This window comes from Rhodococcus sp. LB1, assembly GCF_001583455.1.
In the GTDB taxonomy this organism is placed as follows: domain Bacteria; phylum Actinomycetota; class Actinomycetes; order Mycobacteriales; family Mycobacteriaceae; genus Rhodococcus_F; species Rhodococcus_F opacus.
The window spans coordinates 1-25,734 of record NZ_LTCZ01000418.1 but is presented as its reverse complement, the minus strand read 5'-3'; the positions used below and the strand labels follow the sequence as shown (position 1 = coordinate 25,734).

Annotated in this window: 22 protein-coding genes and 3 pseudogenes; 15 read left to right on the top strand and 10 right to left on the bottom strand. The window is 68.0% G+C overall.

The features are described 5' to 3' along the window. Both AZG88_RS42935 and AZG88_RS42930 read left to right on the top strand, forming a co-directional pair. On the top strand, positions 1 to 234 hold a 234-nt coding region (locus tag AZG88_RS42935), incomplete at its 5' end, for a MerR family transcriptional regulator (RefSeq protein WP_156517755.1). Positions 235 to 560: 326 nt separating this feature from the next. Continuing rightward, on the top strand, positions 561 to 1,931 hold the full coding sequence (locus AZG88_RS42930) for a DUF1254 domain-containing protein (protein WP_063886958.1): 1,371 nt from the start codon (positions 561 to 563) through the stop codon (positions 1,929 to 1,931). Positions 1,932 to 2,324: 393 nt separating this feature from the next. On the opposite strand, the gene AZG88_RS42925 is transcribed toward AZG88_RS42930, so the two are convergent. Beyond that, positions 2,325 to 4,028, bottom strand: coding sequence for a sensor histidine kinase (locus tag AZG88_RS42925; RefSeq protein ID WP_061701137.1), 1,704 nt, complete (start codon positions 4,026 to 4,028; stop codon positions 2,325 to 2,327). A 261-nt stretch (positions 4,029 to 4,289) separates the two neighbouring features. Here AZG88_RS42925 and AZG88_RS42920 point away from each other — a divergent pair, with 261 nt between their 5' ends. Together AZG88_RS42920 and AZG88_RS42915 are read left to right on the top strand one after the other, a co-directional pair. Further along, positions 4,290 to 4,715, top strand: a complete 426-nt coding sequence (locus tag AZG88_RS42920; RefSeq protein WP_061701134.1) for a pyridoxamine 5'-phosphate oxidase family protein — start codon at positions 4,290 to 4,292, stop codon at positions 4,713 to 4,715. A 585-nt stretch (positions 4,716 to 5,300) separates the two neighbouring features. Next, positions 5,301 to 5,909: an Rv1733c family protein gene (locus AZG88_RS42915; protein ID WP_061701133.1), complete on the top strand. Its 609-nt coding sequence runs from the start codon at positions 5,301 to 5,303 to the stop codon at positions 5,907 to 5,909. Positions 5,910 to 6,432: 523 nt separating this feature from the next. On the opposite strand, the gene AZG88_RS52310 is transcribed toward AZG88_RS42915, so the two are convergent. Next, entirely contained in the window at positions 6,433 to 6,594 is a 162-nt protein-coding gene (locus AZG88_RS52310; RefSeq protein ID WP_156517754.1) for a hypothetical protein, read from the bottom strand. Between the two features lie 146 nt (positions 6,595 to 6,740). On the opposite strand from AZG88_RS52310, the pseudogene AZG88_RS42910 reads away from it, so the two are divergent. Together AZG88_RS42910 and AZG88_RS42905 are read left to right on the top strand one after the other, a co-directional pair. Further along, positions 6,741 to 7,243, top strand: a pseudogene (locus AZG88_RS42910) (hypothetical protein). A gap of 94 nt (positions 7,244 to 7,337) precedes the next feature. Beyond that, complete coding sequence (locus AZG88_RS42905) at positions 7,338 to 7,670, top strand: three-helix bundle dimerization domain-containing protein (RefSeq protein WP_061701132.1); 333 nt, start codon at positions 7,338 to 7,340, stop codon at positions 7,668 to 7,670. A 129-nt stretch (positions 7,671 to 7,799) separates the two neighbouring features. On the opposite strand, the pseudogene AZG88_RS42900 reads toward AZG88_RS42905, so the two are convergent. Both AZG88_RS42900 and AZG88_RS42895 read right to left on the bottom strand, forming a co-directional pair. Then, positions 7,800 to 9,184, bottom strand: a pseudogene (locus AZG88_RS42900) (hypothetical protein). Positions 9,185 to 9,190: 6 nt separating this feature from the next. Next, positions 9,191 to 9,589, bottom strand: a complete 399-nt coding sequence (locus tag AZG88_RS42895; RefSeq protein WP_061701131.1) for a DUF7144 family membrane protein — start codon at positions 9,587 to 9,589, stop codon at positions 9,191 to 9,193. Between the two features lie 581 nt (positions 9,590 to 10,170). Between AZG88_RS42895 and AZG88_RS42890 the strand changes: the two genes are divergently transcribed. Next, entirely contained in the window at positions 10,171 to 10,701 is a 531-nt protein-coding gene (locus AZG88_RS42890) for a DUF1269 domain-containing protein (RefSeq protein WP_061701130.1), read from the top strand. A 347-nt stretch (positions 10,702 to 11,048) separates the two neighbouring features. On the opposite strand, the gene AZG88_RS42885 is transcribed toward AZG88_RS42890, so the two are convergent. From AZG88_RS42885 to AZG88_RS42865, 5 genes are all read right to left on the bottom strand, one after another. Next, on the bottom strand, positions 11,049 to 11,615 hold the full coding sequence (locus tag AZG88_RS42885; RefSeq protein ID WP_061701129.1) for a hypothetical protein: 567 nt from the start codon (positions 11,613 to 11,615) through the stop codon (positions 11,049 to 11,051). A 376-nt stretch (positions 11,616 to 11,991) separates the two neighbouring features. After that, positions 11,992 to 12,537 carry a potassium channel family protein gene (locus AZG88_RS42880; RefSeq protein ID WP_061701128.1) on the bottom strand — a complete coding sequence of 182 codons (546 nt, stop codon included), beginning with the start codon at positions 12,535 to 12,537 and terminating at the stop codon, positions 11,992 to 11,994. A 98-nt stretch (positions 12,538 to 12,635) separates the two neighbouring features. Then, the gene (locus AZG88_RS42875) at positions 12,636 to 14,183 is read right to left on the bottom strand and encodes a DUF1254 domain-containing protein (protein ID WP_061701127.1); all 1,548 of its coding nucleotides are present in this window, start codon (positions 14,181 to 14,183) and stop codon (positions 12,636 to 12,638) included. An 81-nt stretch (positions 14,184 to 14,264) separates the two neighbouring features. Then, on the bottom strand, positions 14,265 to 14,489 hold the full coding sequence (locus tag AZG88_RS42870; RefSeq protein WP_061701126.1) for a hypothetical protein: 225 nt from the start codon (positions 14,487 to 14,489) through the stop codon (positions 14,265 to 14,267). A 160-nt stretch (positions 14,490 to 14,649) separates the two neighbouring features. After that, positions 14,650 to 17,448, bottom strand: a complete 2,799-nt coding sequence (locus AZG88_RS42865) for a LuxR C-terminal-related transcriptional regulator (RefSeq protein WP_061701125.1) — start codon at positions 17,446 to 17,448, stop codon at positions 14,650 to 14,652. A 261-nt stretch (positions 17,449 to 17,709) separates the two neighbouring features. On the opposite strand from AZG88_RS42865, the gene AZG88_RS42860 reads away from it, so the two are divergent. From AZG88_RS42860 to AZG88_RS42835, 6 genes are all read left to right on the top strand, one after another. After that, positions 17,710 to 18,909 (top strand): AI-2E family transporter, encoded by a 1,200-nt coding sequence (locus AZG88_RS42860; protein WP_082833633.1) that lies wholly within the window; start codon positions 17,710 to 17,712, stop codon positions 18,907 to 18,909. A gap of 258 nt (positions 18,910 to 19,167) precedes the next feature. Next, positions 19,168 to 20,598, top strand: coding sequence for a DUF2252 domain-containing protein (locus tag AZG88_RS42855; protein WP_061701124.1), 1,431 nt, complete (start codon positions 19,168 to 19,170; stop codon positions 20,596 to 20,598). A gap of 2 nt (positions 20,599 to 20,600) precedes the next feature. Beyond that, complete coding sequence (locus tag AZG88_RS42850; RefSeq protein ID WP_061701123.1) at positions 20,601 to 21,962, top strand: diacylglycerol/lipid kinase family protein; 1,362 nt, start codon at positions 20,601 to 20,603, stop codon at positions 21,960 to 21,962. Continuing rightward, positions 21,959 to 22,516, top strand: coding sequence for a hypothetical protein (locus tag AZG88_RS42845; RefSeq protein ID WP_061701122.1), 558 nt, complete (start codon positions 21,959 to 21,961; stop codon positions 22,514 to 22,516). The genes AZG88_RS42850 and AZG88_RS42845 overlap by 4 nt, the downstream gene beginning before the upstream one ends. 133 nt (positions 22,517 to 22,649) lie before the next feature. After that, entirely contained in the window at positions 22,650 to 23,033 is a 384-nt protein-coding gene (locus AZG88_RS42840) for an SHOCT domain-containing protein (protein WP_061701121.1), read from the top strand. Positions 23,034 to 23,291: 258 nt separating this feature from the next. Beyond that, entirely contained in the window at positions 23,292 to 23,624 is a 333-nt protein-coding gene (locus AZG88_RS42835; protein ID WP_061701135.1) for a three-helix bundle dimerization domain-containing protein, read from the top strand. 215 nt (positions 23,625 to 23,839) lie between these two features. Here AZG88_RS42835 and AZG88_RS51180 read toward each other — a convergent pair. Next, positions 23,840 to 23,947, bottom strand: a pseudogene (locus tag AZG88_RS51180) (SOS response-associated peptidase family protein); the annotation flags it as partial. A 141-nt stretch (positions 23,948 to 24,088) separates the two neighbouring features. On the opposite strand from AZG88_RS51180, the gene AZG88_RS42830 reads away from it, so the two are divergent. Further along, positions 24,089 to 24,742: a hypothetical protein gene (locus AZG88_RS42830; RefSeq protein WP_061701120.1), complete on the top strand. Its 654-nt coding sequence runs from the start codon at positions 24,089 to 24,091 to the stop codon at positions 24,740 to 24,742. 108 nt (positions 24,743 to 24,850) lie between these two features. Next, positions 24,851 to 25,306 carry a potassium channel family protein gene (locus AZG88_RS42825; RefSeq protein WP_231914402.1) on the top strand — a complete coding sequence of 152 codons (456 nt, stop codon included), beginning with the start codon at positions 24,851 to 24,853 and terminating at the stop codon, positions 25,304 to 25,306. Positions 25,307 to 25,734 lie beyond the last annotated feature (428 nt).

Below are 25,734 nucleotides of genomic sequence, written 5' to 3'. Positions count from 1 at the left end.
GCCGAGATCCTCGGCGTCACACAAGCATTCCTCCGCAGCCTCGACGCCGCGAAGCTCCTCACCCCCGGACGCTCGGAGGGCGGGCACCGCCGCTACTCCCGATACCAGCTCCGCATCGCCGCCCGCGCCCGCGAACTGATCGACCACCAACTCGCTGAGGCCCGACGCATCAACACCGAACTCCAGCACCCCCACCGCCCCGAGTCGGACGGGCCCGCCCCCGCAGTCGGCTGAAACACCGCCGCCTGCTCCGCACGCCAGTCGAGGGTTATTCCCCCGGATGGTGCCCTTCCACTCGGCGTCCTCTGGCAGCCGGGCGTGCGTGTCTCACCCGTGACGGGTGAGACACGCACCAGCACCGAAGTCCTAGGCTCGAAGATGGTCGAGTGGCCGACGATCGATCCCTCGATCAGGGATTGGTCGCGCGGGGATCACCCGTCGCGGCGGCGAGTGCGCATCGCGCTCATCGGGACACGTGTTCTCCCTGCGTACCCGACAGTTCCGGTGTCGGCTCATTTCCGTCCGCGAGGCCCGCGGTCGGGGCGATAGGAAGAGGGGCTATGGCGGACGAGGTGGCTGGACCGGTGTCGGACTCGCGGATGCCGGCGGCATTCGTCAAGACGGTGGGCCGATTCGCGTACGTGTGGGGCTGGCCGATGGTCTCGATGATCAATCGCCGGACCGGACTGACCTCGGTTCCCGAGCCAGGGTTACGCGGGGGTGTGCTCCCGAACGCGCCGCTCGGTGGGGTCTGCATGATGACCGACTACATCGCCCCGTCGCAGCGGTTCGTCGCGTGCACCAACCAGGACGTGTTGTACGGGTTCGGATTCGGAAGCCTGGACGAGCAGCCGGCGGTGTTCCAGATCCCGGACTTCGGCGCCCGGTTCTGGGTCGCGGCCGCCTGGGATCACCGCACGGACTCCTTCGCCCAGCTCGGTAAGCAGTACGGAACCGAACCGGGCTTCTACGCCGTGGTTGGACCGAACTGGAAAGGCACCCTCCCGAAGGGGATCACCGGCAGCTTCCGATCCTCGACGGCGCTGGCCGCGTTCTGCCCACGCGTGTTCATCGAGGACACACCGGAGGATCGGGCCGCCGTCGCGGACCTGGTCCGGCAGGTCAACATCTACCCACTGGACGAGTTCGACGGCACGATGCACACCTACGACTGGGCGGCCGTCCCCAGCTTCCCCGTGCCCGACGAGGCGGGCAGCGCGGAGATCCGCTGGGTCGACCCGGACGTGTACTTCGACCAACTCCACGAGGTGCTCGACACGGTACCGCCGCTGCCGGGCGAGGAAGCGTTGTACCAGCAGTTCCGTACCTTGCTCGCCGCGGCCGACGAGTCACCCGAGGTGAAGCAGGCGCTGGTCGAGGTCGCCCGGGAGACCGAGAGTGAACTCATCACGCCACTGTTGCGGTGGGAATTCAACGGTCCGGCCGCGGGCAACAACTGGTACTCGCCGACAAACAACTCCGCGTTCGGCACCGACTACCTGACCCGCACCGCCCTGGCTCGCTCGAACATGTTCGAGAACGCCCCCCAGGAGACGAAGTACATCTTCACCGATACCGACATCGACGGTATCCAGCTCGACGGCTCGCACGACTACACCGTGACGTTCGGCGCCGGCGAGCTACCACCGGTCAACGGATTCTTCTCGGTCACGCTGTACAACAAGCACCACTTCTACTACGAAAACGGCCTGGGCCGGTACTCCCTCGGCACCAAGAACCCTGATCTGAAGCACGGGGACGACGGATCGCTCACCCTCTACGTGAGCAACCAGCCTCCCGCGGATGCCCCCCAAAACAACTGGCTGCCTGCGCCGCCCGACGAGTTCTCCCTCTACATCCGTGCCTACTGGCCTCAGCAGGCCATCCTCGACGGCACCTGGAAGCCGCCGCAGGTACAGCGCACCACCTGACGAGGCTGCGCACGTCTCGAAGAAGGCCCCGGTGACCGGTTGCGGATCGTCTTACGGGATGGCGACCGGGCTGAGGATTCCGACACGTTCGTGAGAATCATGCACTGACAACGACGTTGAAAACCCGCAGCTCAGAAATTCGGAGAAGTGACAAACGAGCCGAAAACCTACAGTTGTAGGTTGCACGCTTTCGTGTCTGGTTTCCAGATTTGGATGGCGGTAGGTCTGACCTGTACGAACCCTTTTTGCGGGTCAACACATTTCGATCCAAATATGCGGGTGAAAGTTCCGGCAAGATCGCTGGATCAGCGCCGGTACACCTTTTGGATGTTCACGGGTCACCGGTCGGCGCAACGGACATCGACCGCCGTGACTTTACATTTGGGTTGTTTCTCATGGTTCTGGGAGCGGTGCGGTCCAGGTCAGTCGGGTTCCGCCGGTGGTGGGGGTGGTGATGGTGCAGGTGCCGCCGGCCTGGTCGGCGCGGGCGGTGAGGTTGTGCAGGCCGCTGCGGGTCACGACCGGGGGGATGCCGGTGCCGTCGTCGGTGACGCAGATGGTGAGGTCGTCGTCGACGGAGACGGTGACGACGACGCGGTGGGCGTGGGCGTGGTGTACGACGTTGCTGAGCGCTTCCCGCAGCACCGCTTCGGCGTGGTCGGCGAGGGGTCCGGTGACCACGTTCAGCGGCCCGGTCATGCGCACGGTGGTGCGCAGTCCGCTCTCACCGGTTTGTTCGGTGATGATCGCGGTCAACGCCGGGCGCAGTGCGAACCCGTCGTCCTGGCCGTCGTGCAGTTCGAAGATGGCGGTGCGGACGTCGGTGATGATGTCCTGGACGTCGTCGATCATCTCCGACAATCGTTGCCGGCCTTCGGGGACGTGGGTCCGTCCGTGGGCGCTTTGCAGGTGCAGTCCGTGCGCGAACAACCGTTGGATGACGTGGTCGTGCAGATCCCGTGCGATCCGGTCGCGGTCGGCGATCAGTGACATGGCGGTCAGTTGGCGTTGATCGTCGGCCAGCTTCAGGGCGAGGGCGGCCTGGTCGGCGAAGGCGGCGGCCAGGGGGAGTTGGCGGTCGTCGAACGGTTCCCGGCCGAGGGTGCGGATCAGGGCGAGGACCCCGGTCACCGAGTCCGCGGACACCCGCAGCGGCAGCAGCAAAGCCGGACCGCCGTGTGGGCCGGCGTCGCTGATCTCCGGCACCTGGATCAGTTGTCCGGTGCGGTAGACCCGCCCGAGGGCGGTGTCGTCGACGCCGATCCGCATACCGGGCACGCTCGGGTCGTTCCCGGCGTACGCGGTGACCGTGAGGGTGGTGACGTCGGCGGAGGCTTGGTCGAGGTCGTCGGGTCGGGCGATCAGGACGTGGTCGGCGCCGGCCAGGTGGCGGGCCCGGCGGGCGATCAGATCGAGCACCTCGCCCGGGTCGATGGCGGCGAGCAGTTCACCGCGGATCTCGCTGGTGGCCTGCTGCCACTGCTGGCGCTGCCGGGCTTGCTCGAAGAGGCGGGCGTTGTCGATGGCGATCCCGGCCGCCGCGGCGAGGGCTTGGATGAGGATTTCGTCGTCCTCGGTGAAGGGCTGGCCTGCGGCTTTGTCGGTGAGGTAGAGGTTGCCGTAGACCTGCCCGCGGATGTGGATCGGAACGCCGAGAAAGGTGTGCATCGGCGGGTGATGTGCGGGGAACCCCGCAGATGCGTTGTGCCCGGTGATGTTGCCCAGGCGGATCGGTGCAGGACGCTCGATGAGCTCACCGAGCAGCCCGTGCCCGGTGGGTAGATCCCCGATCAGGAGCCGGGTGTGCTCGTCGATGCCCGAGTAAATGAAATCCTGCAACCCGTCTCCGCTCTGGTTGAGCACACCGAGTGCCCCGTAGCGGCAGTCGACCAGCCGTATGGCCGCGTCGACGACCCGCCGCAGCGTCGCCGCCAGATCCAGCCCGGACGAGACGGTGAGCATCGCCTCGAGCAGTCCGTCGAACTGTTCCCGGGAGGCGGTCATCTGCTCGATGCGGTCCTGCATCTCGGTCAGCATCTGCCGGAGCCGTATTTGCGAGAGCGTGTCGAGCAGGAGTGAGTCGTCGTCTCCTGGCATCGTCACCAGCTTTCTGCGCCGCGTCGTGATGCGCGCCCCGCCGTGCAGACCCGGGCGGCGTAGCCGACGGCGGCGTGCACCCCGGGGATAGCCCCTTTTGGTGGAGGTCAAACTCGGTCACGCGCGGGCGAGGCGCCATTGGTGACTCTGAGTGACAGGCACGACGACGTAAGACTCTAACCATTCCGGGACGCAACGGTCATGCTGAGGAGATAGACGCACGCACCCGACCGTCGCGCCTGGAAAGAAGACCACAGCGTGATGCGTACCTCCGACCGTGACGGCACCCTGACCCCGACCGAATGCGTCCACGCGTTGCGGTCGGTGCCCACGGGTCGTCTGCTCTACACCGAGGACGCCCTGCCCGCGGTGCGGTGGGTGACCTTCGCCGCCCCCCGCTCCGAGATCGTCATTGCGACCGAGAACGAGTCCTGGTTCGACCGCCTCGATCGGACGTTTGTGGCATTCGAGGCCGGCCACGTCGAGTCGGGAACCCGCGCCGGTTGGAGTGTGGTCGTTCTCGGCCACGCCCGCACCGCCACCGGCTCCGACTATCTGTCCGGGTTCGACCACACCGGCCCCTCCCCGTGGACGATCCGACCCTCCGATGGTTACCTGGTCCTCGACATCGAGTACGTCACCGGCCGCCGCCTGACGCTGCCCCGGCTGGCAGGCGACCGGCGGTAGGGCTCGCACTGCGTGGTGACCGTGGTCGGACATGGCCTCGGTGGCGGCGTGATCACCACCGACTTCTCCGGCACTGGGCCGGAGACGGCGCGCTACGGAGGGAGCACCTGACCAAGATCCCTTCTCGGTGCAACGGATGCCACTCACACCGGCACCCTTCGCGGCGTGCAGCCTGACGGAGTAATCGACGTTCACACACCGAGTCCGTTCTCGGCGAGGATGTGTCGTCGTCACCGTTGAGGCACTCGACTCTTCGTCTCGGGGCACGCTCAGCTCAGCGCATCGCATCGCATCGCATCGCATCGGACGGGGCGGACGGGGCGGCACGTGCCACCGTCGTCGTGGGCGACGATACTTCCGCTCGGTGCGGTCACAGCGAGCTCAGTTCCAGAGCCGAAAGGGCACCCGTCCGGGCGCCCTTGGAGGCCGGTATCCGCATGCCGGACCGCCGTCCCACGCACACCCCGTGGAACGCGGCAAGGAAAGTGCTCTCTCTGTCACTTCTGCCAATGACCTTGTGCTCTACGCCGCGCGCCCTGGGTGCGGAAGACTCGGATTGCGCAAGGATGGCCGAGGAGGCACGGGATGAATATCCATCAGTCATCCGCATCACGCTGGTGGAGACTGACTCCGTGGAGCCGAAATCCCCTCATGCGGACCAGGGACCGTCTCGATGCCGTCGTCGCGGCCGTCATGATCACCTTCGTCCTGATCATGGTCCCGTTCGCGGCGGCGTTCGGAACGGTGACCAACACCCGCCTGAACGATCAGTCTCGCGCCGACCTGCAGAGCAGACATGCACAAACTGCTGTTCTCATCGACGATCCGCACCAAGTCCTCGTGGGGGGTGCGACCGGTGACTCCCCGGACACCGAAGACCATGCGACGGCTCAGTGGACGGCGCCCGATGGCAACCTCCAGTCCACCGACGTGGAAACCCGGCACGACGCACACCGCGGCGACACCGTCGCGGTGTGGATCGATCCTGACGGCCACGTGGTCGACGAGCCCCGATCGGGACCCGAGAACGCGGCGATCGCCGTCGGCGCCGCGCTGTCGGCGTGGGCCACCGCCGCGGTGGGTTCCTTCCTGCTGCTCTGCGCGGTCCGGTGGGTGAATACGCGAAGCCGGATGCGCCAGTGGGATCGAGAATGGAACGACGTCGGCCGCACACCGGGATGGCCGGTCAGCTGACGATCTCCGCCGTTGAAGGACCACCGGGCCCACCGACCACACCGACCGCAGCAGGGTCGTCTTGCCCGCGATACCGTGCGTCGCCAGCCCCAGCAGCCCTTCCCGACTTCCTCCGATTCCGACGCGGGAAAGATTACGGATCACCGCGGCCTCGCGGACGCATCACGGGCATCGGAACCAGGCACGCGAGCGTGCGGTATGTTCGGCGGCTTTCATCGGCCCATCAGCAGCGTCCTCGCCAGATTCGACCCCCAGCGGCTCACGAGAGCGGTCCGCTTGTTGTCCGTTTCAGCTGGCGGCTGGGGTCCGTGTGGCCGGGCGCCGAGTGCGTTCCGGTTTCGTGCGCGCGTGCCCGTGGCTCGCGGACATCACCCGCCGCCACCACGAATCGAGCCCGGCCGGGATCGGCCATTGGATATGATCGTCATCGGCGGGACCGTGAGGCTGCCGACCGGGGGCAAGATCATCGAATCCGCTTGCACCGCAATGCTGTTGCAGGTGGCGCAGTCGGAACGGCTGCATCTCAGATAGGCGACGGCTTCTCGTCGTTGCCAGCCGAGCCGGCGTCGTCCCCATCAGCGAACATCGCCTGGATCCGTTGCAGGATCTCCGGCGTGCTCAGTGCTCGGCGGGTGGGAATGCAGTGATGCGGTGCGCTCACCGAAGAAGCCTGCAGGCGTGTCATGTGGGTACTCTCAGTCGCACAGATGTGGCCGAGCGGTGGCCAAGGCGCGGGCACCGATCCCGGTCACTATCAGTGTTCCTAGCCACGCGAGGGGCCGGCTAGGGGACAAAGTCCTTTCCGCCGACCCCCACCGAGAACCCGGAGGCATGCGCAGCCATCGTTGGCCGGCTCTCGCGCAGCCTCCCGACCGTGGCCTTCGCATGCACGCGCCGATGCCGATGCCGATCGCGGCGGAGGACGACCTGACTTTGTCCTCGGTCACCGCATTCGCTTCCGGGCTGCTGCATCTGGCGCTGCGGGTCACCGGGGTCCGCGCCGACTTCGCCCGCTACGAAACCCGTTCCCTGACCGATCCCCATGACTGGTCGGCGCGGTGGTCCTATCTGCGCGGTGGTCCTATCTGACGGTGCTGGTCCGCGTCGACGACCCGACGGCCCCGCCGACGCGATTCACCGGAGCGAACCCCGCTCCGAAGAATTCGGGCCGTACCGGACGACGCCGTTGTACTGGATCGGCGCCTACCCGCGGACCGGGTCGCTGACCGTCACTACCAGCTGGACCGAGATCGGACTCCATCCCACTTCGATCATCGTCGCGCTCGGGTCCCAGCCCGTTCGCCACTACCTCCGAATCCGGTGCGGGAAGGTAACGGTTACACCTTCTCCCGCCAGCCCGCGGGCACAAATTGGCCTCGGCCTCCGAAACGTGTTCCTGCCGGTCCGGCCGGGCGGACAATATTTGTCATGGACGACCGCGAAGAGCATGACATCGGCGTCGTCCAAATCCGACTGATGCAGCGCTACCCGGACCTCGGCCCCGAGGTGGTCGAGGATCTGATCGAGGCCACGCTCGGTCGGTTCGAGGGGTGTCGCATTCGGGACTTCGTCCCGCTGCTGGTCGAACGGGCCGCGACGCGTGCACTCGATGCCGCGTATCGCCGTCCAGTGGCGTCTGCGGCACCGGTGCGCACACCTGAACTTCCGGCCACCCCACCCACCGAGTCGGCGGTGCCGGCCACAATCGGCCTCCGGGGAGCGCGGCGGATATTCATCCGTCGCTCACCACGCCCGTCGTGAACGGTGAGAAGAGATGGCGAGGCCCGGGAGTGGGGACCCGGAGTCGGCGATCTGTTTCATGATCGGGATTGCGGCCGGACCGTCCCGCCGCGGCACCGTCCCCGCGCACATGTTTGCCTTTGCAGGCGATCAGGGCGAAGACACTGGCGTAGCGTCAGTCGGCGGTGTGTTCGTGGGCGGGGTGTCCGCCGGTGTGATGTCATTCGGCACAGCGGATTTGCGGGCCGGGCGGATGAGCAGTTCGAGCGCCGCGAGCGCGAGGAGGGCAATGAACACGATCCACAACACGACCAGTCCGGTGGGGTAACGCCAGAACATCAGCAGCACCGCCGCGACACCGATGATGCCGCACCGCAGCGGAACGCGGAGCTGGTTGGCCCACCGTTCCACCTCGTTCGGCGGGCGGCCGCTCCCGGACCGCCGGACGAAGTCCAGTGCCTGCCCGTAGCCGCGACGCACGGCCCTGGCGGACGACGAGCCGCCGGTGAGGTAGGCGCCGATCGCGATCACCACGCCGAGCACAGCCACCGCGCGCAGACTGGTGCGCAGCGGCACGAGGACGGTGTCGATGACCGCTGTCGCCGCATCGGGCGACAGGACGTCGGACGGGACGCTGTCGAGGTAGATGGCGCGTCCGACGAGAATTCCGATCGCGAGGACGAGCATCCCCAGCGCGATCGACAACCCGGCGAGGGCCAGCGCGCGAACCCGCCGGCCCGAGGGTGCGACGGCGACAGCGGCGGCGGCGCACGCGACTCCCAGCCACGGCAAGATCACCGACGCCTTGTCGAGCGCGGCGACGGCCCGCTGCGCCTTCACCAGTTCGGGTGACTGGAACAACACGAATTGCTTGTCCACCGACGGGATCTTGTCCGCGAACGCGAAACCGCGCTCGGTCAGTGCGGCCTTCACCCTGTCGATGACGGTGCCCAGGGAGATGCTGACGGTGCCGCTCTGGTCGACCTCGACGGAGCTGAGGCCGTAGTTCCCCGTCATCACCGACACGAGCGCGTTGTGCGCCGAACGGTTCGCCTGGATCCACAAGTCCTCGAACTGCTGGGACTTCACGAGTGAGCTGACGGTGTCGTGGACGAAGCTCTTTGCCTGGCTGGTGATCACCGGTGCGAGACCGACCACGGCCGCGTCCAGCCGGGGAGCGTTCGCTGCGAGATTCGAGACGTCGGTCAGTGCCTCGAGTGCGTCCTTGGTGAGCCCCTCGACATCGACCCGGGTGAAGATCTCGTCGGTGATCTGGTTCGTGATCTCCGCCTGGAGGGCCGGATTCGCACCGAGGGGTGCCACCGTGCTCACGTAGCGGTCGGTGTCGAGGATCTGGCTCCTGGTGAAGCGTGCGGTGACCGACACAAGTGCGAGAACCGCGACCAGCACCAGCAGAATCGTCACCGCGGTCCAGCGCAGCCCGTTCCGGGGTGGGCGGGCACCTCGTCGCGCAACCGGAGAAGTTCTGCGCGTTCGTCCTTGCCGAACGGGGCCGTGTTCGTGCCGTCGGTCATCGTCGTTCAGATCTCGTCGGGATTCCAGGTTGCGACCGCCCAGATCACGACGGCGTTCAGCGCGATGATCGTGATCGCCCACACGGGGTAGTACGGCAACCACAGGAAGTTGACGAAGATCGACAGGGCGCACAGCACCATGGCAGCGACTCGTGCCCAGGTAGCCCCGGTGAACAGTGCCACACCGACGGCCGCAACGATCACACCGAGCACGAGATGGATCCATCCCCAGGTAGTGACGTCGAATTGGTAGGTGTACTCGATGCCGACGACGATCACGTCGTCCTTGGCTACCGCGGAGATCCCCTGAAGGAACTCGAGCACGCCGACGGTGACGAGAAGAACCGCCCCGCCCATCGACGTTCCCTTTGCCACACCTTGCTTGACCAGCGATTCATCGGACATCGGCCGTTCCCTTCCCGGGCAACGAAGTGTGTTCTGGCGAAACTTGATTGTCCTCCGATCGCGCTGGTCGACGGTGCGGATTCCGACAAGTCAGCGAGAACCGTCCGCTGGCACGGTCGCGAAAATCCGCGGGTCGCCGGCACGCTCCGAATCCGACAGATTGCGTGGCAACGATGCGGGCGGGGGCTGATCGCGACCCTCCCGACGAGCACTGCACCCACCCAGGACTCCCGGGTGGTCGAGTGGTCACCCGTTTTGGGGGATGCGGGCGGTGCCGCGGGTGCCGAGGCTGGAAGCCGGACAACGCTGGTGAGGCGCTGTGCATGATCAGCGAGGGGAGATGTCGTCAATCGATGTCCGCGATGGGTGTCGGGCTGGCCGCGACGGGACGACGGACGGATCCATCCCCCGGCCGCCGAATGTGCTGCATGTCGGTGGATTCGGGTGCCCTGCCAGCCTGGACTTGCCGTCGCTCGGCACCACGGCCGACTGGTGGTCGTCGAGCGTGGCGGCCCGCCCGGGGTCGCCCTCACCGCCGGCGTCCACTTGTCCACCCTTCACCCGAACCCTTGGAGGACACCATGGCCATGGACACATTCGCCCTGCTTGCGGCGACCTACGACTCGCAGGACGCCGCGATCGCCGACTACGACGCCGTGCACGAGATCTACGCCGCGAGAGACCTGATCGACACCTACGACGCGGCCGTCATCACCAGGACGGACAAGGGCAAGGTCAAGATCGTCAAGAAGCATGAGCAGCCGACCCGGCAGGGTGCCTGGGGTGGGCTCGGCATCGGCCTGGTGGGGGGCGCACTGGTTGCCCTGTTCCCGGCCGTCGGGATCGGGGCCGGACTGTTGTTGGGTGGTGCCGGTGGCGCCGGTCTCGGGGCCCTGGGCGGGCACGTCGCGGCCGGGATGAGCCGCGCCGACCTCAAGGAGGTCGGTGAGCTGCTCGACGAGGGTGACAGCGGGCTGATCGTCGTCGCGGCGACGGACCTCGAGGCGCATGTCGAGAAGGCGCTCGAACGCGCCTCCAAGGTGACCAAGAAGCAGCTCGCGGCGGACACGGATCAGGTCAGCAAGGAGATCGACGAGGTGTCCAAGTCCTGAGAGGTGCACCGACGTGCGCGGTCCGGGGGTCGGTCCGTCCTCGTGGGGTGTGCTCACCCGAAACGGGTGACAACGGGTCCGCCGTTCGTGGGGTGTGCTCACCCGAAACGGGTGAGAACCGGTGCGCTGCCGCGGTCATCCGAGGCCGGCGGAATCGAGAGATCGACTCGGCGGCCTCCAGTATGACGACGCGGTCGGCGCCGGACATGATCGAGGCACTCATCGCCGGGGGGAACGCGACCCACGCGTGCTGGCCGAGTTGGCCCGCGGCGTGATGAGCAACAAGATCCCGGACCGGCCCCTCGCCTGCAAACCCGGTTCGTTGATCGCGCCTGGGGATGGTCCCGTCAGGGGGCAATTTCGCCGAGATCTGGAGTACACCCGGCGGGCTGGTCGTTGCCGCTGATCTTGAAGTCGTCGCATGTCAGTAGGCGGGGGTGCTGGGTGCCCAGCGCGAAGGACAGCACGACGACGAGCACGATAGCTCCCACCGCGACCGCTGTGTCGCGGCCGCGTACAGCCTCCGAGCCCGGAACGACCATGACGAGGACGAGTGTGACCATCGCGGGGATCCCTGCGATGGTCACCACGACGCCCAGCCAGAACAGGATGTCGTGGCCGAGGCTGGTGGTATCGGCGGAGGTCAGCCACGTCAACACTATCCAGACCGACGGGATCAGAAGCGAGTACACGGCGGGCTGCGCCCGCCGTCCGAGCAGGAGCACGGCGACGAAGAACGCCGTTGTCGCCGCCGCCCACAGCGCAAAAATCTGTTCGAAGAAGACCGTGTTGTATACACCGAGCGTGAAGGCCGGCCACCACACGAGGAGCGAGGTCGCCACCGCAATGGCGGCGAGCCGCCGCACCCCCAGGTCCGTGTCGCGAGCCGCGGGAGGGACCGGCTCCTCAGTCATGCATGTGATGCTACGTCGGGCTTTGGTCCTGAATGGCCTTGTGCCGGAAACCCGCCCCGTCGACGTCATGGAGATGGAAGAACCACTCCAGTGTTGGCCTGATCGGCTCCTCGGCGAACCTCCCGTACGCATCGGTCAGGAATTCCGCCGGTACGAGGCGGACCGTGGCCCGGAACCAGATCGCTCATGCGATGTTCCGCGGCTTCGGCGCCGAGAAGGCGGTTACTGCGCTAGCAGCCAGGATCACCGCTTACCGCTCATCGCTGTTCCGTAGTTTCCCGAGACGGTGGGGTTGTTGGCGTTTGTGGTGTGGATGGTGTTCGGTGCCTTCACGAGGGCACCCGCCCGGGAGGCCCGTCGCCGGGGACCAGCTCCGCTAGTCGGGATCGGTGGGTGCCTGGCGCTTCCGTGAGCGCTCGATGGCGCCGTAGAGCACCTTGCCGCCGATGCCCAGGAGCACCAGGTTGGTGATCATCTGAATGGTGACCACCGCCCGCCCGGTGTCCGAGGCGGCGAGGATGTCGCCGAAGCCGACGGTGGAGAAGACGGTGACGGTGAAATACAGCGAGGCCATCCGGGACAGGCCGGTCGAGAAGCTGCCCGGGTTCACCGCCGCCATCAGGTAGTACAGGATCGCGAATCCGAGCAGGTAGAGCGGCAGGACGGTGGCGATCGTCTCGAGGGCCTGCTGCACCGGGTACCGCGACTGCAGGATCCGGCGGTATTCCCAGGCGGTGACCGCACCGAACACGCAGATCGCCCCGACGAGCAGCAGCCAGCTGCGGGGATTGTTCACATTGTCCAGTGGCACGATGAAATACAGCACAAGCAGCACTGCTGCGGTCAGCATCGGGCGCAGGATCGCGCCGCGGAGTTGGGCGCGCCGGCTCATCCGTGTCGGCGCCGGTGAGTGGTCGACCATCGAGTCGCCTCCTCCCTGGGACGTTCGCGGAAGGACCCCGCGCCCGTCGTCGCGGCGGGGCCGGGACGACGGATCGGTGCGAGGACCCACCGGAGGCGTTACTGCACCCGCTCGATCTCGCCGGCTCGCCAGGTCTTGTCGAAGAAGGATGCGAGCGGGCTGTAGCAGCGCAGGATCACGAAGTATCCCTTGCCGGGCATGGTCTGGATCCAGTTGCCGTCATCGACGCCCTCCGGCTTTTCGGGGGCGAGGTGGACGGTGGTGGACCCGTCGGCGGCGGCTTCGGCGGCCGGGGTCGGATAGCTTTGGCTGCCGGCGCGGGGGAACCGCTGCGGGGTTTGCAGCATCGACCGGGTGCCGTTGTCGTAGAGGGTCAGCGACCAGAACCGGGCGGCGGGGATGTCCGGGGGCAGGGTCACCGTGTAGTGCTGGGCGCCGTCGTAGAACCGGCCGCCGGAGTCCTTGAACGCGGCCAGGTATTGCGACCCGATGTTCGTCAGCCGCATGCACATCGCCGGGCTGATGCCGGTGTAGCCGTAGAAGAACAGCGTCCGCACGTTCAGCTTCTTCGCGCCCCCGGGCGGGAACGGCGTGATGCCGTCCTCGGTGACCAGCGGTGGGGGTGTCTCGAAGGTGTAGCCGCCCGGGAAGAGCATGTTGGTCCACGCCGAGTCCGGGTAGAACTGCACCCCGTCCTTGTCGGGGGTGTCGAACATCAGCGACCGGGCGGTGGCGCTGCCGATCGCCGCGGCCTCGTCGAGGATCTTGTGCATCCGCTCGTCGGGGGCGAACGGCTCACCCTTGACGATCCCGATGGCCGCCAACTGCCCCAGGGTCTCGGGATCGGTGGCGGTCGCGGGCTCCTCCTGCACCATCGCGTTCAGGGTTTCGTAGAAGCCGAAGTCGGATGGGGGGATGGTGTTGAACGCCTTCCCGCTGGATTCGACGAATTGGGTCTCGGGGGGTTCGGTCGGCGCCCCGGCACGGACCTCGCCCGCGAGGAGGGTGGCGACGCTGGTGCCGTACCCGCCTGGCGTGTACGGGTAGATCTTCAGGGTGCTCTTGATCAGGTCCGCGGTGGGTTTCGGGTCGTCGTTCTGCAGGAAGGACCTGCCCAGCATCAGCACGCGGTGGGTGTTCGAGTGCCCGACGTGGAAGCCGCTGTCGGGCAGGGCGCCGTCGTAGCCGGGGGGAACGAGCAGGTATGTGCCGCCCTGGCCGCGATCGGGCCCGGGCAGCCCGAAGTCGATGATCCAGTGGAACCACATGTCGTCGAAGATGCCCAGTGCCGCCGGCGGGGTCTCGACCACCATCGGGCCATTGGTGAGGTCGATGATGCCGACGTAGTAGACGGTGTCGGCGTTGGCGGTCAGGAACAACGACTGCGAGTCCATCAGCTCGGAGAAGATCAGGACGGTGTTGTCCTTGGCGCCGGCGTCGACGAACCCCTGGCGCAGCGCCCAGGTCGACGCTCCCGGGAAGGCGCCCAGGAAGACGTCGACCCCGCGCATGAGGTCGAGGTTGTCGTAGACCTTCGTCGCGGTCTCTCGGTGCGGGGCGCCGTCGGTGAATTCGAGGGCACCGAGTCGGGTTTCGAGGCGGTCGGGGGTGGTGATCGCGGTCAGTGTGTCGCGGGTGGTGCTCATCGGGTTCCTCTCCGATTCGATCGTTCGGCCGTGAATACGTTGGGGCGATGGGTGTTCTGGCGGTTCGGTGTCGGGGTTCGGCTACTCGGTCGAGGGTGGGCCGGCGCGTGAGGCGGGCAGCTGCCGCATCTCGAGGACGTGCAGGCCGAGGTTCCGGAAGCGGGCGAGGAGCCCGTAGAGGTGGGCCTCGTCGGTCACCTCGCCGTGGAACAGGGTTTGATCGGGCATGCGGACAGAGTCGAGTTCGGGGAAGGCGTCGGCCAGTGCCTCGGACACGACGCCATCGACACGAAATTCGTAACGCATGGGAACTCGTTTCTCGGAGCCGACGGCGAGTTGTCCTCATCATCTGCCCCCGCCCGCGGTGTTGGGATCACCCGGTTTGGGCGACCCCGTCCGCTACAGCAGTCCGAGGTCGCGGGCGCGGTGCACGGCGTCGCGGCGGCGGGTGATGCTCAGCTTGCCGCTACAGCAGTCCGAGGTCGCGGGCGCGGTGCACGGCGTCGCGGCGGCGGGCGACGCCGAGCTTGCGGTAGAGGTTCAGCAGGTGCGTTTTGACCGTGTTGGTGGAGATCGACAGGGCGACCGCGGCCTCTTCGGTGCTCGACATCGCCGCGACCTGGTGCAGCACCTCGAGTTCTCGGGGGGTCAGGTGCTCGACCAGGGCGGGCAGTGCCGTGTCGTCGGCCGGGCGGGGAGAGGGGTCGATGGGGGTGGGCAACCAGTCGCGTCCGCCCGCCCGCTGCGGGTTCTGCAGGAGCCACTGGTGCACCCATGGGCCGCTCTCGACGAAGACCCGCCGCAACTCTTCGGGGCGGGCGAGACGAAGGGCCTGCTGCAGCAGGCGGCGGGCCTGGTCGGAGTGGCCGTCGTCGGCGGCGGCCTGGGCCCGCAGCAGGCACGCCTGCACCCGGACTGTGGCCGGGGCCGAGGTGTCCGCGGGCAGGTCCGCGATGACCTCCAGCGCGCGGGAGGTGTCACGGCCGGTGGCCAGCTGTGCCCGGGCCCGGGCCACGGCGTGCTCCGGGCGGTCCGACGGCACGGCGTCGAGTGCGTGGAGCGCCGCGCGGGGGTCGGCGTGTGCGAGGTGCGCGGCGGATGCGGCGATGACCAGTTCGTCCGCCGCCCACTGCGGCGGGGGGCGGACCAGGGTCGTTTCCGCGGTGCGCAGGATCTCGAGGGCCCCGTGCCAGTCGCCGTCGGCGACGGCGAGCCGGGAGCAGATGACGGCGGCGGTGACGGCCGACGCGGGGTCGGGCCGGGGTCCGGCGGTCTCGGATGCCAGGTCGAGATGGGTGTGGGCGGCCGCGCGGTCGTCGTGTTCGGCGGCCACCCCGGCCATCACGAGGTGACCGAGCCCGACCGCATCGTCCGGCGGCGCTGCGGAGCGTTCGGCGACGGCGAGGGATCGGCGTGAGTGTGCCAGGGCCCGGCGCAGGCGTCCCCGCAGCAGCTCGACCAGTGCCAACGATCCCAGGCAGTCGCGCAGCGGCTGGTCGGTTCCGAGGCTCTCGCATCCGGTGACGGCGTCGGTGAGTACCTGTTCGGTTCCGGGGCTCTCGCATCCGGTGACGGCGTCGGTGAGTACCTGTTCGGCGCGGTCGAGATGACCGGCACCGAGTTCGGCCGCCCCGAGCCCGCCCAGCACCATGGCCGGGATCTCGGGGTGTTGCCCGCGCAGAGGCTGCGGCACCTCCTGCAGCAGCCGGTCGGCGGTGGCCGCCGCCTGCCGGGTGGCGGCCAGATCGCCGCCGGCCCGTCCCGCGAGCACCCCGACCATCGAACGGACCAGCTCGAGTGCCGGGGTCGCGGGCCCGGCGCTCAGGAACTCGTCCGCCCGGGCGAGCGCGGCCGTGCAGCCGGGTACGTCCTGGTCGACGAGGCGGCGGGCGGCATCCACCAGCGCCGGGGCCGCGCCGGGCAGGGTCGCCGGCATGGCGGCGAACGCGTCGCGCAGGCGGGCGGTGTCCAGTCCGGTGAAGAGCCGGCCGATCGCGAGGGTGTCGACCAGGTGTCCGGCCGCGAACTGCCAGTCCCCGGCGGCGGCGGCCTGGGTGACGGCGTCGGTGAGGCGTCCCGTGCCGGCGAACCAGCGTGCCGCCTGCGAGCGCAATCGGGGTTCGAGTCCGGGGTACCGGTGTGCGAGGTGCGCGCGGAGGACCTCCGCGAACAGGGGGTGCAGCCGGTACCAGTCCGATCCGTCGACGCGTTCGAGGAAGGCGTGGGCGCGGGCGAGGCGGGCCAGGGTCCAGTCGCCGTCGCGGCGGCCGGTGAGCCGGTCCGCCAGGTCGGGGTGGAGGCGGTCGGTGATGCAGGCCCGCAGCAGCAGCTCCTGCGCCGCGGGCGGTTGCGCGGCGAGCACCTCCGAGAGCAGGTAGTCGGCGATCGTGGTGCGGTCGGCGGCGAACGCGCCGATGAACCCCTCCGGGTCGGCGCTGCGCTGCATCGCCAACGCGGCCAGGCGCAGCCCGGCCGCCCAGCCGTCGGTACGTTCGACCAGCCGCGCGATACCCGCCTCTGTGATCTCCAGACCGTGCGCGCGCAACAGCATGCCGGCGTCGGCGGCGGTGAACATCAGATCGGCGTTGCGGATCTCGGTGATCTCACCGCCCGCCCGATAGCGGTGCAGCGGCAGCAGCGGCTCGGTACGGGCGGTCAGCACGAGGCGCAACGCACCGGCGGCGTGCCCGGCGACGAAGTGCACACCGGCGGCGACCTCGGGCGCGGACACCGCGTCGAACTGGTCGAGCACCACGACCACCGGCTCCTGGGATGCGGCCAACGCGTCAGCGAGGCGCACCAGCAGCGAGTGGTCGGCCCCCTCCGCCCGCGCCGGCCGCCCGACCTCGACCGGCAGCCGCACCCCGCCCCGATCCAACGCTTCGAGCAGGTAGGCCCAGAACAATCCCGGGGCGTCGCCGGGTTCCACGGTCAGCCAGACCGTGTGACGGGGTGCGGTGCGGTCGCGGGCCCATTGGGCGGCGAGGACCGTCTTGCCGGCGCCGGCCGGTCCGGCGAGCAGGGTCACCGGCCCGCGCACCCCGTCGGCCAGCCGTCCGAGCAGCCCCGGGCGGCGGACGAGGACCTTCGGCGCCGCCGGGATCGCGAACCGGGCCGCGAGCAGCGGATCATCCGACGATGCCGGGCTGCGGGGGTGCGGGTCGAGGGAACCGGGACCCGCACGGTCGGAGACCGCGGGAACGGAGTCTGCGGGATCGGGGTCTGCGGGATCGGGGTCTGGATCGGGCACTGCAGGGTTCTGCATGAGGCACCGCGTCCGTCAGAGGTGATTCCGGGTGATCGCTCGACCCTTCCATTGAACTCCGATGCCACTGCGGGCGTCACCACTTTCGCAGGTCGTCACCCGTTTCGGTGGATACGACCGGCGACCGGGCTGCGAAGGCTGGAACCCAGACCCCGTGTGCGTGTCCGTCCTTGTCACCGTGATGGCCCTTGTTCGTGGCCGAATCCCGGCGGGGCCCGCGCTCACCGAACACGACACCACCAGAGACAGGAGGCGCAGGACATGCGATCCAAAGAACCCGCCCCGCAACCGGCGGCGGCGTCGGCGGCGTCGGCGTCGGCGTCGGCGACCCCGGCGCAGTGGACGATTCCCCGCGGCCTCATCGTGCTGATCGCCGCGGCCAGCGCGGTCGTGACCGTCATCGGGATGAGGATCTTCTCCCCGATACTCGGGCCGGTCCTCCTGGCGCTCACCCTCACCATGGCCGTCCAACCCATCCAGACCTGGGCCCAACGGCGCGGCTGGCATCCCTGGGTCGGCATGGTCGGAGCACTGGTCACCGTGTATGCGATCCTGATCGGGATCGCCGGGGCGTTGGTGATCTCCACCGGGCAGCTCGCGTCGGTGCTGCCGGACTACGCCGAGTCGTTCAACGAGCAGCTCGACGGGCTGCGCACGGTGTTGGCGAACGCCGGGGTCGACGCCGAGCAGATCCGCAACATGCTCAGCAGCCTGGACATCGGAAAACTCGTCGATGTTCTCTCGACCGCGTTGCAGGGACTGCTCGGGGTGTTCTCGAACCTGCTGTTCGTCCTCGCGCTGCTGTTGTTCACCACCGCCGGCGGCATGACCATGGGCAAACGGATCGCGTTTGTCACCCGGATCCGACCCGACATCGCCTTCGCGTTGACCACCGCCGCTCAGGGCACCCGCAACTACCTGGTCGTGTCCACGGTGTTCGGGCTGATCGTCGCGGTCCTCGACGGCGGAGCGCTGGTGCTGCTGGGCATCCCGCTGCCCTGGTTGTGGGCGATGCTGTCGTTCATCACCAACTACATCCCGAACATCGGCTTCCTCATCGGGGTGATCCCGCCGGCACTGCTGGCACTGCTCGAGGGCGGACCGATCCTGATGCTGTGGGTGATCGTCATCTACAGCGTGATCAACTTCGTCATCCAGTCGGTCATCCAACCGAAGTTCGTCGGGGACGCCGTCGGCCTGAGCACCGCGGTGACATTCCTGTCGCTGGTGTTCTGGGCCTCGGTGCTCGGCGCGATCGGTGCTCTGCTGGCGGTTCCGCTGACCCTGCTGGTCAAGGCGTTGCTGCTCGACATCGACCCCACCACACGCTGGATGAACGTGATGATCAGCGGGTCCGTCGAGGACACCGCCCCCACCGACGACACCACCGAACCTGACACCGCCGGATCCGACGGCGAGGCCGCGGGGCCGGCGGACCACCCACCCCCACCGAAGAAGTAGCGCCGGGATGCCTCCCGGCCCTGCCGCACCGGGTTGGGTCACCCGTTTCGGGGGATGTGCCCGCCGCCGCGGCTGCACAGGCTGATGACCAGAACACTGTGAGCATCCCGCCAGCGCGAAAGTTTCTCGGAGGCCCCGTATCCGACCGAATCCCTCCTCCCGGCGGGCGGGTCGGGGACGCGACCACCGAGATCAGGAAGGGGATCAGCCGATGAGCATCGATTTCCCGGAGCGGGCCTCTACCCAAGGGACCACGTCATGACCGAACGAAACACCCTCCCCGATCCGCAACCCGCCGGCGCGCCCGACCATCCGACCCGGGCGGCACGGATCGAACACGGCGACACGGTACGGGCCCGAATCCCGTTCGACGCCCTCGCCGAACACGCACCGGCCCCAGGCCGTGACCCGGTCGGGCTGCTCGAGTCCCAGGCAGCCACCCGCGTCCCCGACCTCGTCCCCATCCGGTACGGGCGGATGGCCGAGTCAGCGTTCGCGTTCTACCGCGGCTCCGCGCTGGTGATGGCCGACGACCTCTCCCACGCCCCGGCCACCGGCCTGCACACCCAGCTGTGCGGGGACGCCCACCTGAGCAACTTCGGACTCTTCGCGACACCCGAGCGCAAACTCGCCTTCGATGTCAACGATTTCGACGAAACCTATCCCGGCCCGTTCGAATGGGACGTCAAACGACTCGTCGCGAGCCTCGCCGTCGCCGGCCGGAGCAACGGGTTCAGCCGGAAACAGCGCAAACGGATCACCCGCGCCTGCGCCGCCGAGTACCGCGAAACCATGTCGTACCAGGCCGACCGCGGCGAGCTCGCGGCCTGGTACTCCCACATCGACGCCGCCGCCCAACTGGACGAGCTCCGCGACGTCCTGGACTCCTCGACCCGCAAACGCGTGAAAAAGACGATCGACAAATCCCGTGGTCGCGACAGCCTGCAGGCGCTGTCCAAACTCACCACCCTGGTGGACGGGCAGCCGCGGATCGTGAGCACACCGCCGCTGATCGTGCCGATCGAGGAGATCTTCACCGGCACCGAAGCCGACCACATCGAACAAGAGATGATCCGGCGACTACGCGACTACCGCGACACCCTGCAACCCGCCCGCCGTCTCCTGTTGGACCGATACGAGTACGTGCAGACGGCCCGGAAGGTCGTCGGGGTGGGCAGTGTCGGCACCCGGGCCTGGATCGTCCTGCTCCGCGGCCCCGGCGACGACCCGCTGTTCCTGCAGGCCAAGGAGGCAGGGCCGTCGGTCCTCGAAAAGTACGTCGACGGCCCCGCATTCACGAACCACGGCGAACGCGTCGTGACCGGGCAACGGCTGATGCAGGCCGCCAGCGACATCTTCCTCGGCTGGCAGCACGGACCCGACGCCGACGGCGTGGTGCGGGACTTCTATGTCCGCCAGCTGCGCGACGGCAAGGGCTCCGCCGTCGTCGAGACCATGAATCCCGACACCATGGCGATGTACGGCCGGTTGTGTGCCCGGGTGCTCGCGTACGCGCACGCCCGCGCCGGGGACCGGTTCGCGATCGCCGGGTACCTCGGTTCGGACGACGACTTCGACAAGGCACTGACCGCCTTCGCCGAGACCTACGCCGACCAGAACGAACGCGACCACGCCGCGTTGCGGAAGGCGATCGACGACGGCCGGATCACCGCACACCCGGGGACGTGACGATGAGCGAGACCCGATCCGCCGCCCCCGACACCACGACCGGAGCCCGCCGCTGGTGGGCGCGGGCGGCGTTCGCACTGGCGATCCTCGCGGTGGCGGTGCCGCTGATCTCCGCCGGTCTGCTCCGCTCCGTCGGGGTCCTCGTCGTCGGAGTCGGCGGCGTCGTCGTCATGATCGCCGCGCTGTACTGGTTCCTCGCCAGTCGCGGTGTGCTGCGCTGGATCTCGCTGACGATCGCGATACTGTCACCGATCGTCGTGCTGGTCCTCTTCATCCGCGCCCACCTGCTCGCCGAGGTCGTCGCCTCCGTCGTTCTCGCGCTCGGCGCGGTGCTCTGCGCCCGCGCCGCCCTGCGCGGACGAACCTCGGACACCGCCGTCCGCGAGGTGCCCGCCCCACCGGCGCGTCATCCGGTGCTGATCATGAACCCGCACTCCGGTGGCGGCAAGGTCGCGAAATTCGACCTCCGACGCAAGGCCGAGGAACTCGGCGCCGAGGTGGTCCTGCTCGAAGGACCCGGCACCGTCGACGTCACCGCCCTGGCCCGGCAGGCCGTCGCCCGCGGTGCCGACCTGCTCGGCGTGGCCGGCGGCGACGGGACCCAGGCCCTCGTCGCGGGGGTCGCGGCAGAGAACGACCTGCCGTTCCTGGTGATCAGCGCCGGCACCCGCAACCACTTCGCGATGGACCTCGGACTCGACCGCACCGACCCGAGCCGGTGTCTCGACGCCCTGCGCGACGGCGTCGAGCTCGCCGTCGACCTCGGCCGGATCAACGGCCGCCCGTTCGTCAACAACGCCTCCTTCGGGGTCTACGCCGAGGTGGTCCGCAGCCCCGCCTACCGCGACGACAAGACCGGAACCGTGCTCGAGATGCTCCCGGACCTGCTCGCCGGACACGCCGGTGCCCCACTCGTCACGGAAATCGGGAACCTCACCGTGCGGAACCCACAGGCGGTCCTGGTGAGCAACAACCCCTACGGCACCAGCGATCTCGCCGGCCTGAACCGTCGAGACCGGCTCGACCGCGGCGTCCTCGGCGCCGTGACCGTCTCCGTCGCCAACGCCCGCCAAGCGGTCGGGCTGCTGCGCCGCGCGAACGTCCGGGGCCTGACCCAGCACACCACCACCGAGGTGATTGTCGACGCCGACACACGTCAGACCCCGGTCGGCGTCGACGGCGAATCGCTGCTGCTGACCACCCCGGTGCGCTGCACCATCGAGCCCGGCGCCCTCCGGATCCGGGTACCCCGCGACCGCCCCGGGGTCCGCCCCGCCGAACCCACCGTCGACTGGGTCCGGCTCCGCGAACTGGCCTGGCACCGTCAGGCCCCGCCGTTGCCGACGCAGACAGACCAGTCATGACGGCCGAGAACGGCCCGTCCACCTCCGCACCGGCGAAACCGGGACGGCCGGCGTGGGCCAAGAAGACCATCGGCATCGCAGTCCTGGTGGTGGTAGTGGTCATCACCTACTTCATCCTCGCGGCCTATCTCCCGCGGGCGTGGGCTCAGACCGTGGGCGACCTGGCCAATGGCAGCTTCGCCGGCGGCATCCTGTGGGGGCTGTTGTTCGGCACCGTGTGCACCCTCGTTCCGTTGCTGCTGCTCCGCCGGGCGTGGCGGCTGTTCCGCCAGAGCCGGTTCAAGCCGATGCAGATCGTGTTGCTGATCGCCGCGGTCCTGGTGATGCTGCCCAACCTGCTGACCCTCACTGTGGTACTCGGCGGCAACAGCGCGGCGCAGGCGGGAGAGGTGATCATGGACGTGGACGCCCCCGGGTTCCGCGGCGCGTCGCTCGCCGGAGCCATCATCGGAGTGGTGCTGTTCCTCGGCGTCGCCGGAGTCAGCTACACCTACCGCAAGCGCGGTGAGGAACTCGACGAGATGCGCAGAGACGCGAAAACGAAAGATGCGTAGGCGGGCGGCGGCGGGCCGCCAGGCCGTCGCCGGGGCCAACGAACCGCAACCGGCTGCCACACGTTCAACGCCGAGAAGGCCAGGATCCTGGCCCCCTGACCGGAGAATCACCCGAGTGGATGGAGTGCCGACAATGGACGGTTTCTGGGAGTTCTTCTGGTTCCTCTTCGTCTTCTACTTGTTCGTGGCCTACCTGAGGGTGTTGTTTGCGATCATCACCGACCTGTTCCGGGACCACCAAATGTCCGGGTGGCTCAAGGCGCTGTGGCTGCTGTTCTTGTTCCTGATCCCGTTCCTGTCGGCGCTGATCTACCTGATCGTGCGCAACGAAGGCATGACGAAACGGTCCGCGGCGGCCTTCGGGCAGGTCAAACAGGCCCAGGACACCTACATCCAGGACGTCGCGGGGACGGGCAAGTCCCCGGCCCAGCAGATCGCCCACGCCAAGGCGCTGCTCGATTCGGGGGCGATCACACCGCAGGAGTTCGAGACGATCAAGACCACAGCCCTGACCTAGCAACGAACGCGCGCCGCGGCGAGGGCCTACCCGGTGCCGGCATCCGGCCCTCGCCGCATCACGTCCGGCGGGTTCCCACATCGGATTCGGACGTCCTCGGGAACGAACTCGGGCCGAGCGCGAATGCAAGGCCGACGATCCAGAGAAGATCTCCACAGTCCAGCCGGTACCCCGGGTCCGGTTCGGCCGCAGGTCACAACTTGGGGTGTCGCACTGAAACGTGTTCCTGTCGGCCTGGTCGGGCGGACAATGATCGTCATGGACGACAGTGAAGAACACGACATCGACGTCGTCCGAAGCCGACTGATCCAGCGGTACCCCGATCTCGACCCGGAGGTGGTCGAGGACCTGATCGTGGTCGTGCTCGCTCGGTTCGACGGATGCCGCATCCGGAACTTCGTCCCGCTGCTAGTCGAGCGGGCCGCCACCCGCACGCTCGATGCCACCTACAGTCACCCACCGGCGCATCCGGAAACGGTGCGCACACTCGAAGTTCCGACCGCCGCACACCCCGAGCCGGCGGTGCGGTCCGCGCCCAACATTCGAGGAGTGCGGCGTATTTTCGCGCCTCGCTCACCACGCCTGTCGTGAGCGGTGACACGAGCTGACCAGGCCCCGGCGCGGAAACGGAGACGGCGGCCCTCCACCACACCCGGGTGGGTGTGAGCCTAATCCTTGGACGAAACCGGAGACGCCGACTTCGACGGTGCGGGCGCATGCCCCTCGCCTCGCTGGTCGGGGCTGGCCCGTGTCGTCCAGGCCGTGTGCGTTCGGCGGATATCTGCCGAACGCAGTCACGCCGTATCCCTCCGCTTGAAACTTTGCCGGTAGGCGGGCTTCTCGTGGACCGTTTCCGCCCGGGCGTTGATCATCCGGGAGCCGATCTTCGGATCTTTGGCCCAGAAGGGCGTCAACCTGTTGACCGGACTACCCATCGACACACGCGGTTTCTTCGCGATGGATGGAGGCGTCGGATCGGTAGACCTCACCACGAACTCTGAGAGGTGGTGTGCAGTTGCTAGTCCTGCGGCCGGACTTCGGCGAGGATTGGTCATATGGCCGAGACGCAGGGCGAGGCCGAGTTCCGCCGGCTGCGGACGCCGCGCGCCGCGGCGTTCGCCGGGGTTGTCTTCGGTGTCCTGTTCGCCTCCAGCATCGTCTTGCTGCACACCGCGCTGCCGGCCTCCGCCTCGTCGCCGTGGGTGCGCGGTCAGTCCCAGATCACGATCGCCCTGATACTGGCTCCCTTCGCGGGCATCGCCTTCCTGTGGTTCATCGGGGTCGTTCGGGACCATTTCGGCAAACTCGAGGATCGTTTCTTCGCGACCGTCTTCCTGGGCAGCGGGCTGTTGTTCCTCGCGACGATGTTCGTGTCGATGGCACTGGCGGGTGGGCTGCTCGCGGTGTCCCGGCACTCGACCACTCCCCAGGATGAGCTGGTGTATTTCGGGCGTGAGGTGATGCTGCACGTCGACAACGTCTACGGGGTGCGGATGGCCGCTGTGTTCATGATTTCGTTGGGCACCATCTGGTTGCGTACCGGCCTGATGCCGCGGTGGCTGGCGATCGTCACCTACCTGTTCGCCCTGAGCCTGCTGGTGGTGGTGAGCTTCAGCCTGTGGGTGACGTTGGTTTTCCCGGCGTGGGTGGTGGTGGTCAGTGCGTACATCCTCGGCGTGGATCGAGTTCGATCGAGCCACCCGGACTGATTCTTGTGGTGAGAGCGCGGAGCCTGGTCGAATTGGATCGCCGTCGCCAGCGGCGGGCAATTCTGCGCGCGGTCCTCGCGGTCGCGGTGAGCTGGGTGCTGCTCTTCGGTGTACTACCTGGTGCCGGCCCGGGATTACACCGAACGCAACGCCTTCATCCGGGTTGCGATCGGCGGCGTGCTCCTCGTCTGCGTGCTGGTGTGGCAGATTCGTCGAATCGTCCGCGCCCCGGTGCCCGAACTACGCGCGATCGAAGCGTTGGTCGCGGTCATCTCCCTGTTTCTCGTCCTGTTCGCCACGACGTACCTGTCCCTGTCATTGACGACACCAGCGGCGTTCAACCAGCACCTCGACCACACCCGGGCCCTGTACTTCACGATCGAGGTGTTCTCCACCGTCGGATTCGGCGACATCGTTCCCCGCACCAATCCGGTGCGCATCCTGGTCACTACCCAGATGCTTCTCAATCTGGTCATCATCGGTGCCGTGGTCAAAATTCTCGCCACCGCCGCCCGGACGGGACTCGAACGAACCCGGCGGGACCACCAGGGACCGGAATCGTAGTGGTACTCCGCATTCCCGATCGCCGACCGGGATACCCGCTGCGACCGGGGGATCTTGGTGGACATTTTGTGACCCTCGATTGACGTGAAGAGAGTTCGAGCCGACTAGCGGCAGCGGTGTTCTAGCGGATGAGGGGTCGTCAGCGAAACAGGAGGATGCCCGTGATGTCTGGAGTTGCCGTGATTCGAACCTGTAGAGGGACTCGTCGCCGTGAAGGTGTGCACATTAGCGGCGCTAACAGCCCTGGTCACGCCATGGCGACGGTGCTGTAGTTGAGGGGCAGGGGGAAACCCGGCATGAGGAGCAGGCAATGGCCAAGCCGTTCAGAGGCGTAGTCAACCTCGACATACGCGACTCCGTCCCGGACTGGGGCCCGTACGAACAACCGAAAGCACCACCCGGCACGCAGAACGTGCTGTACATCGTCC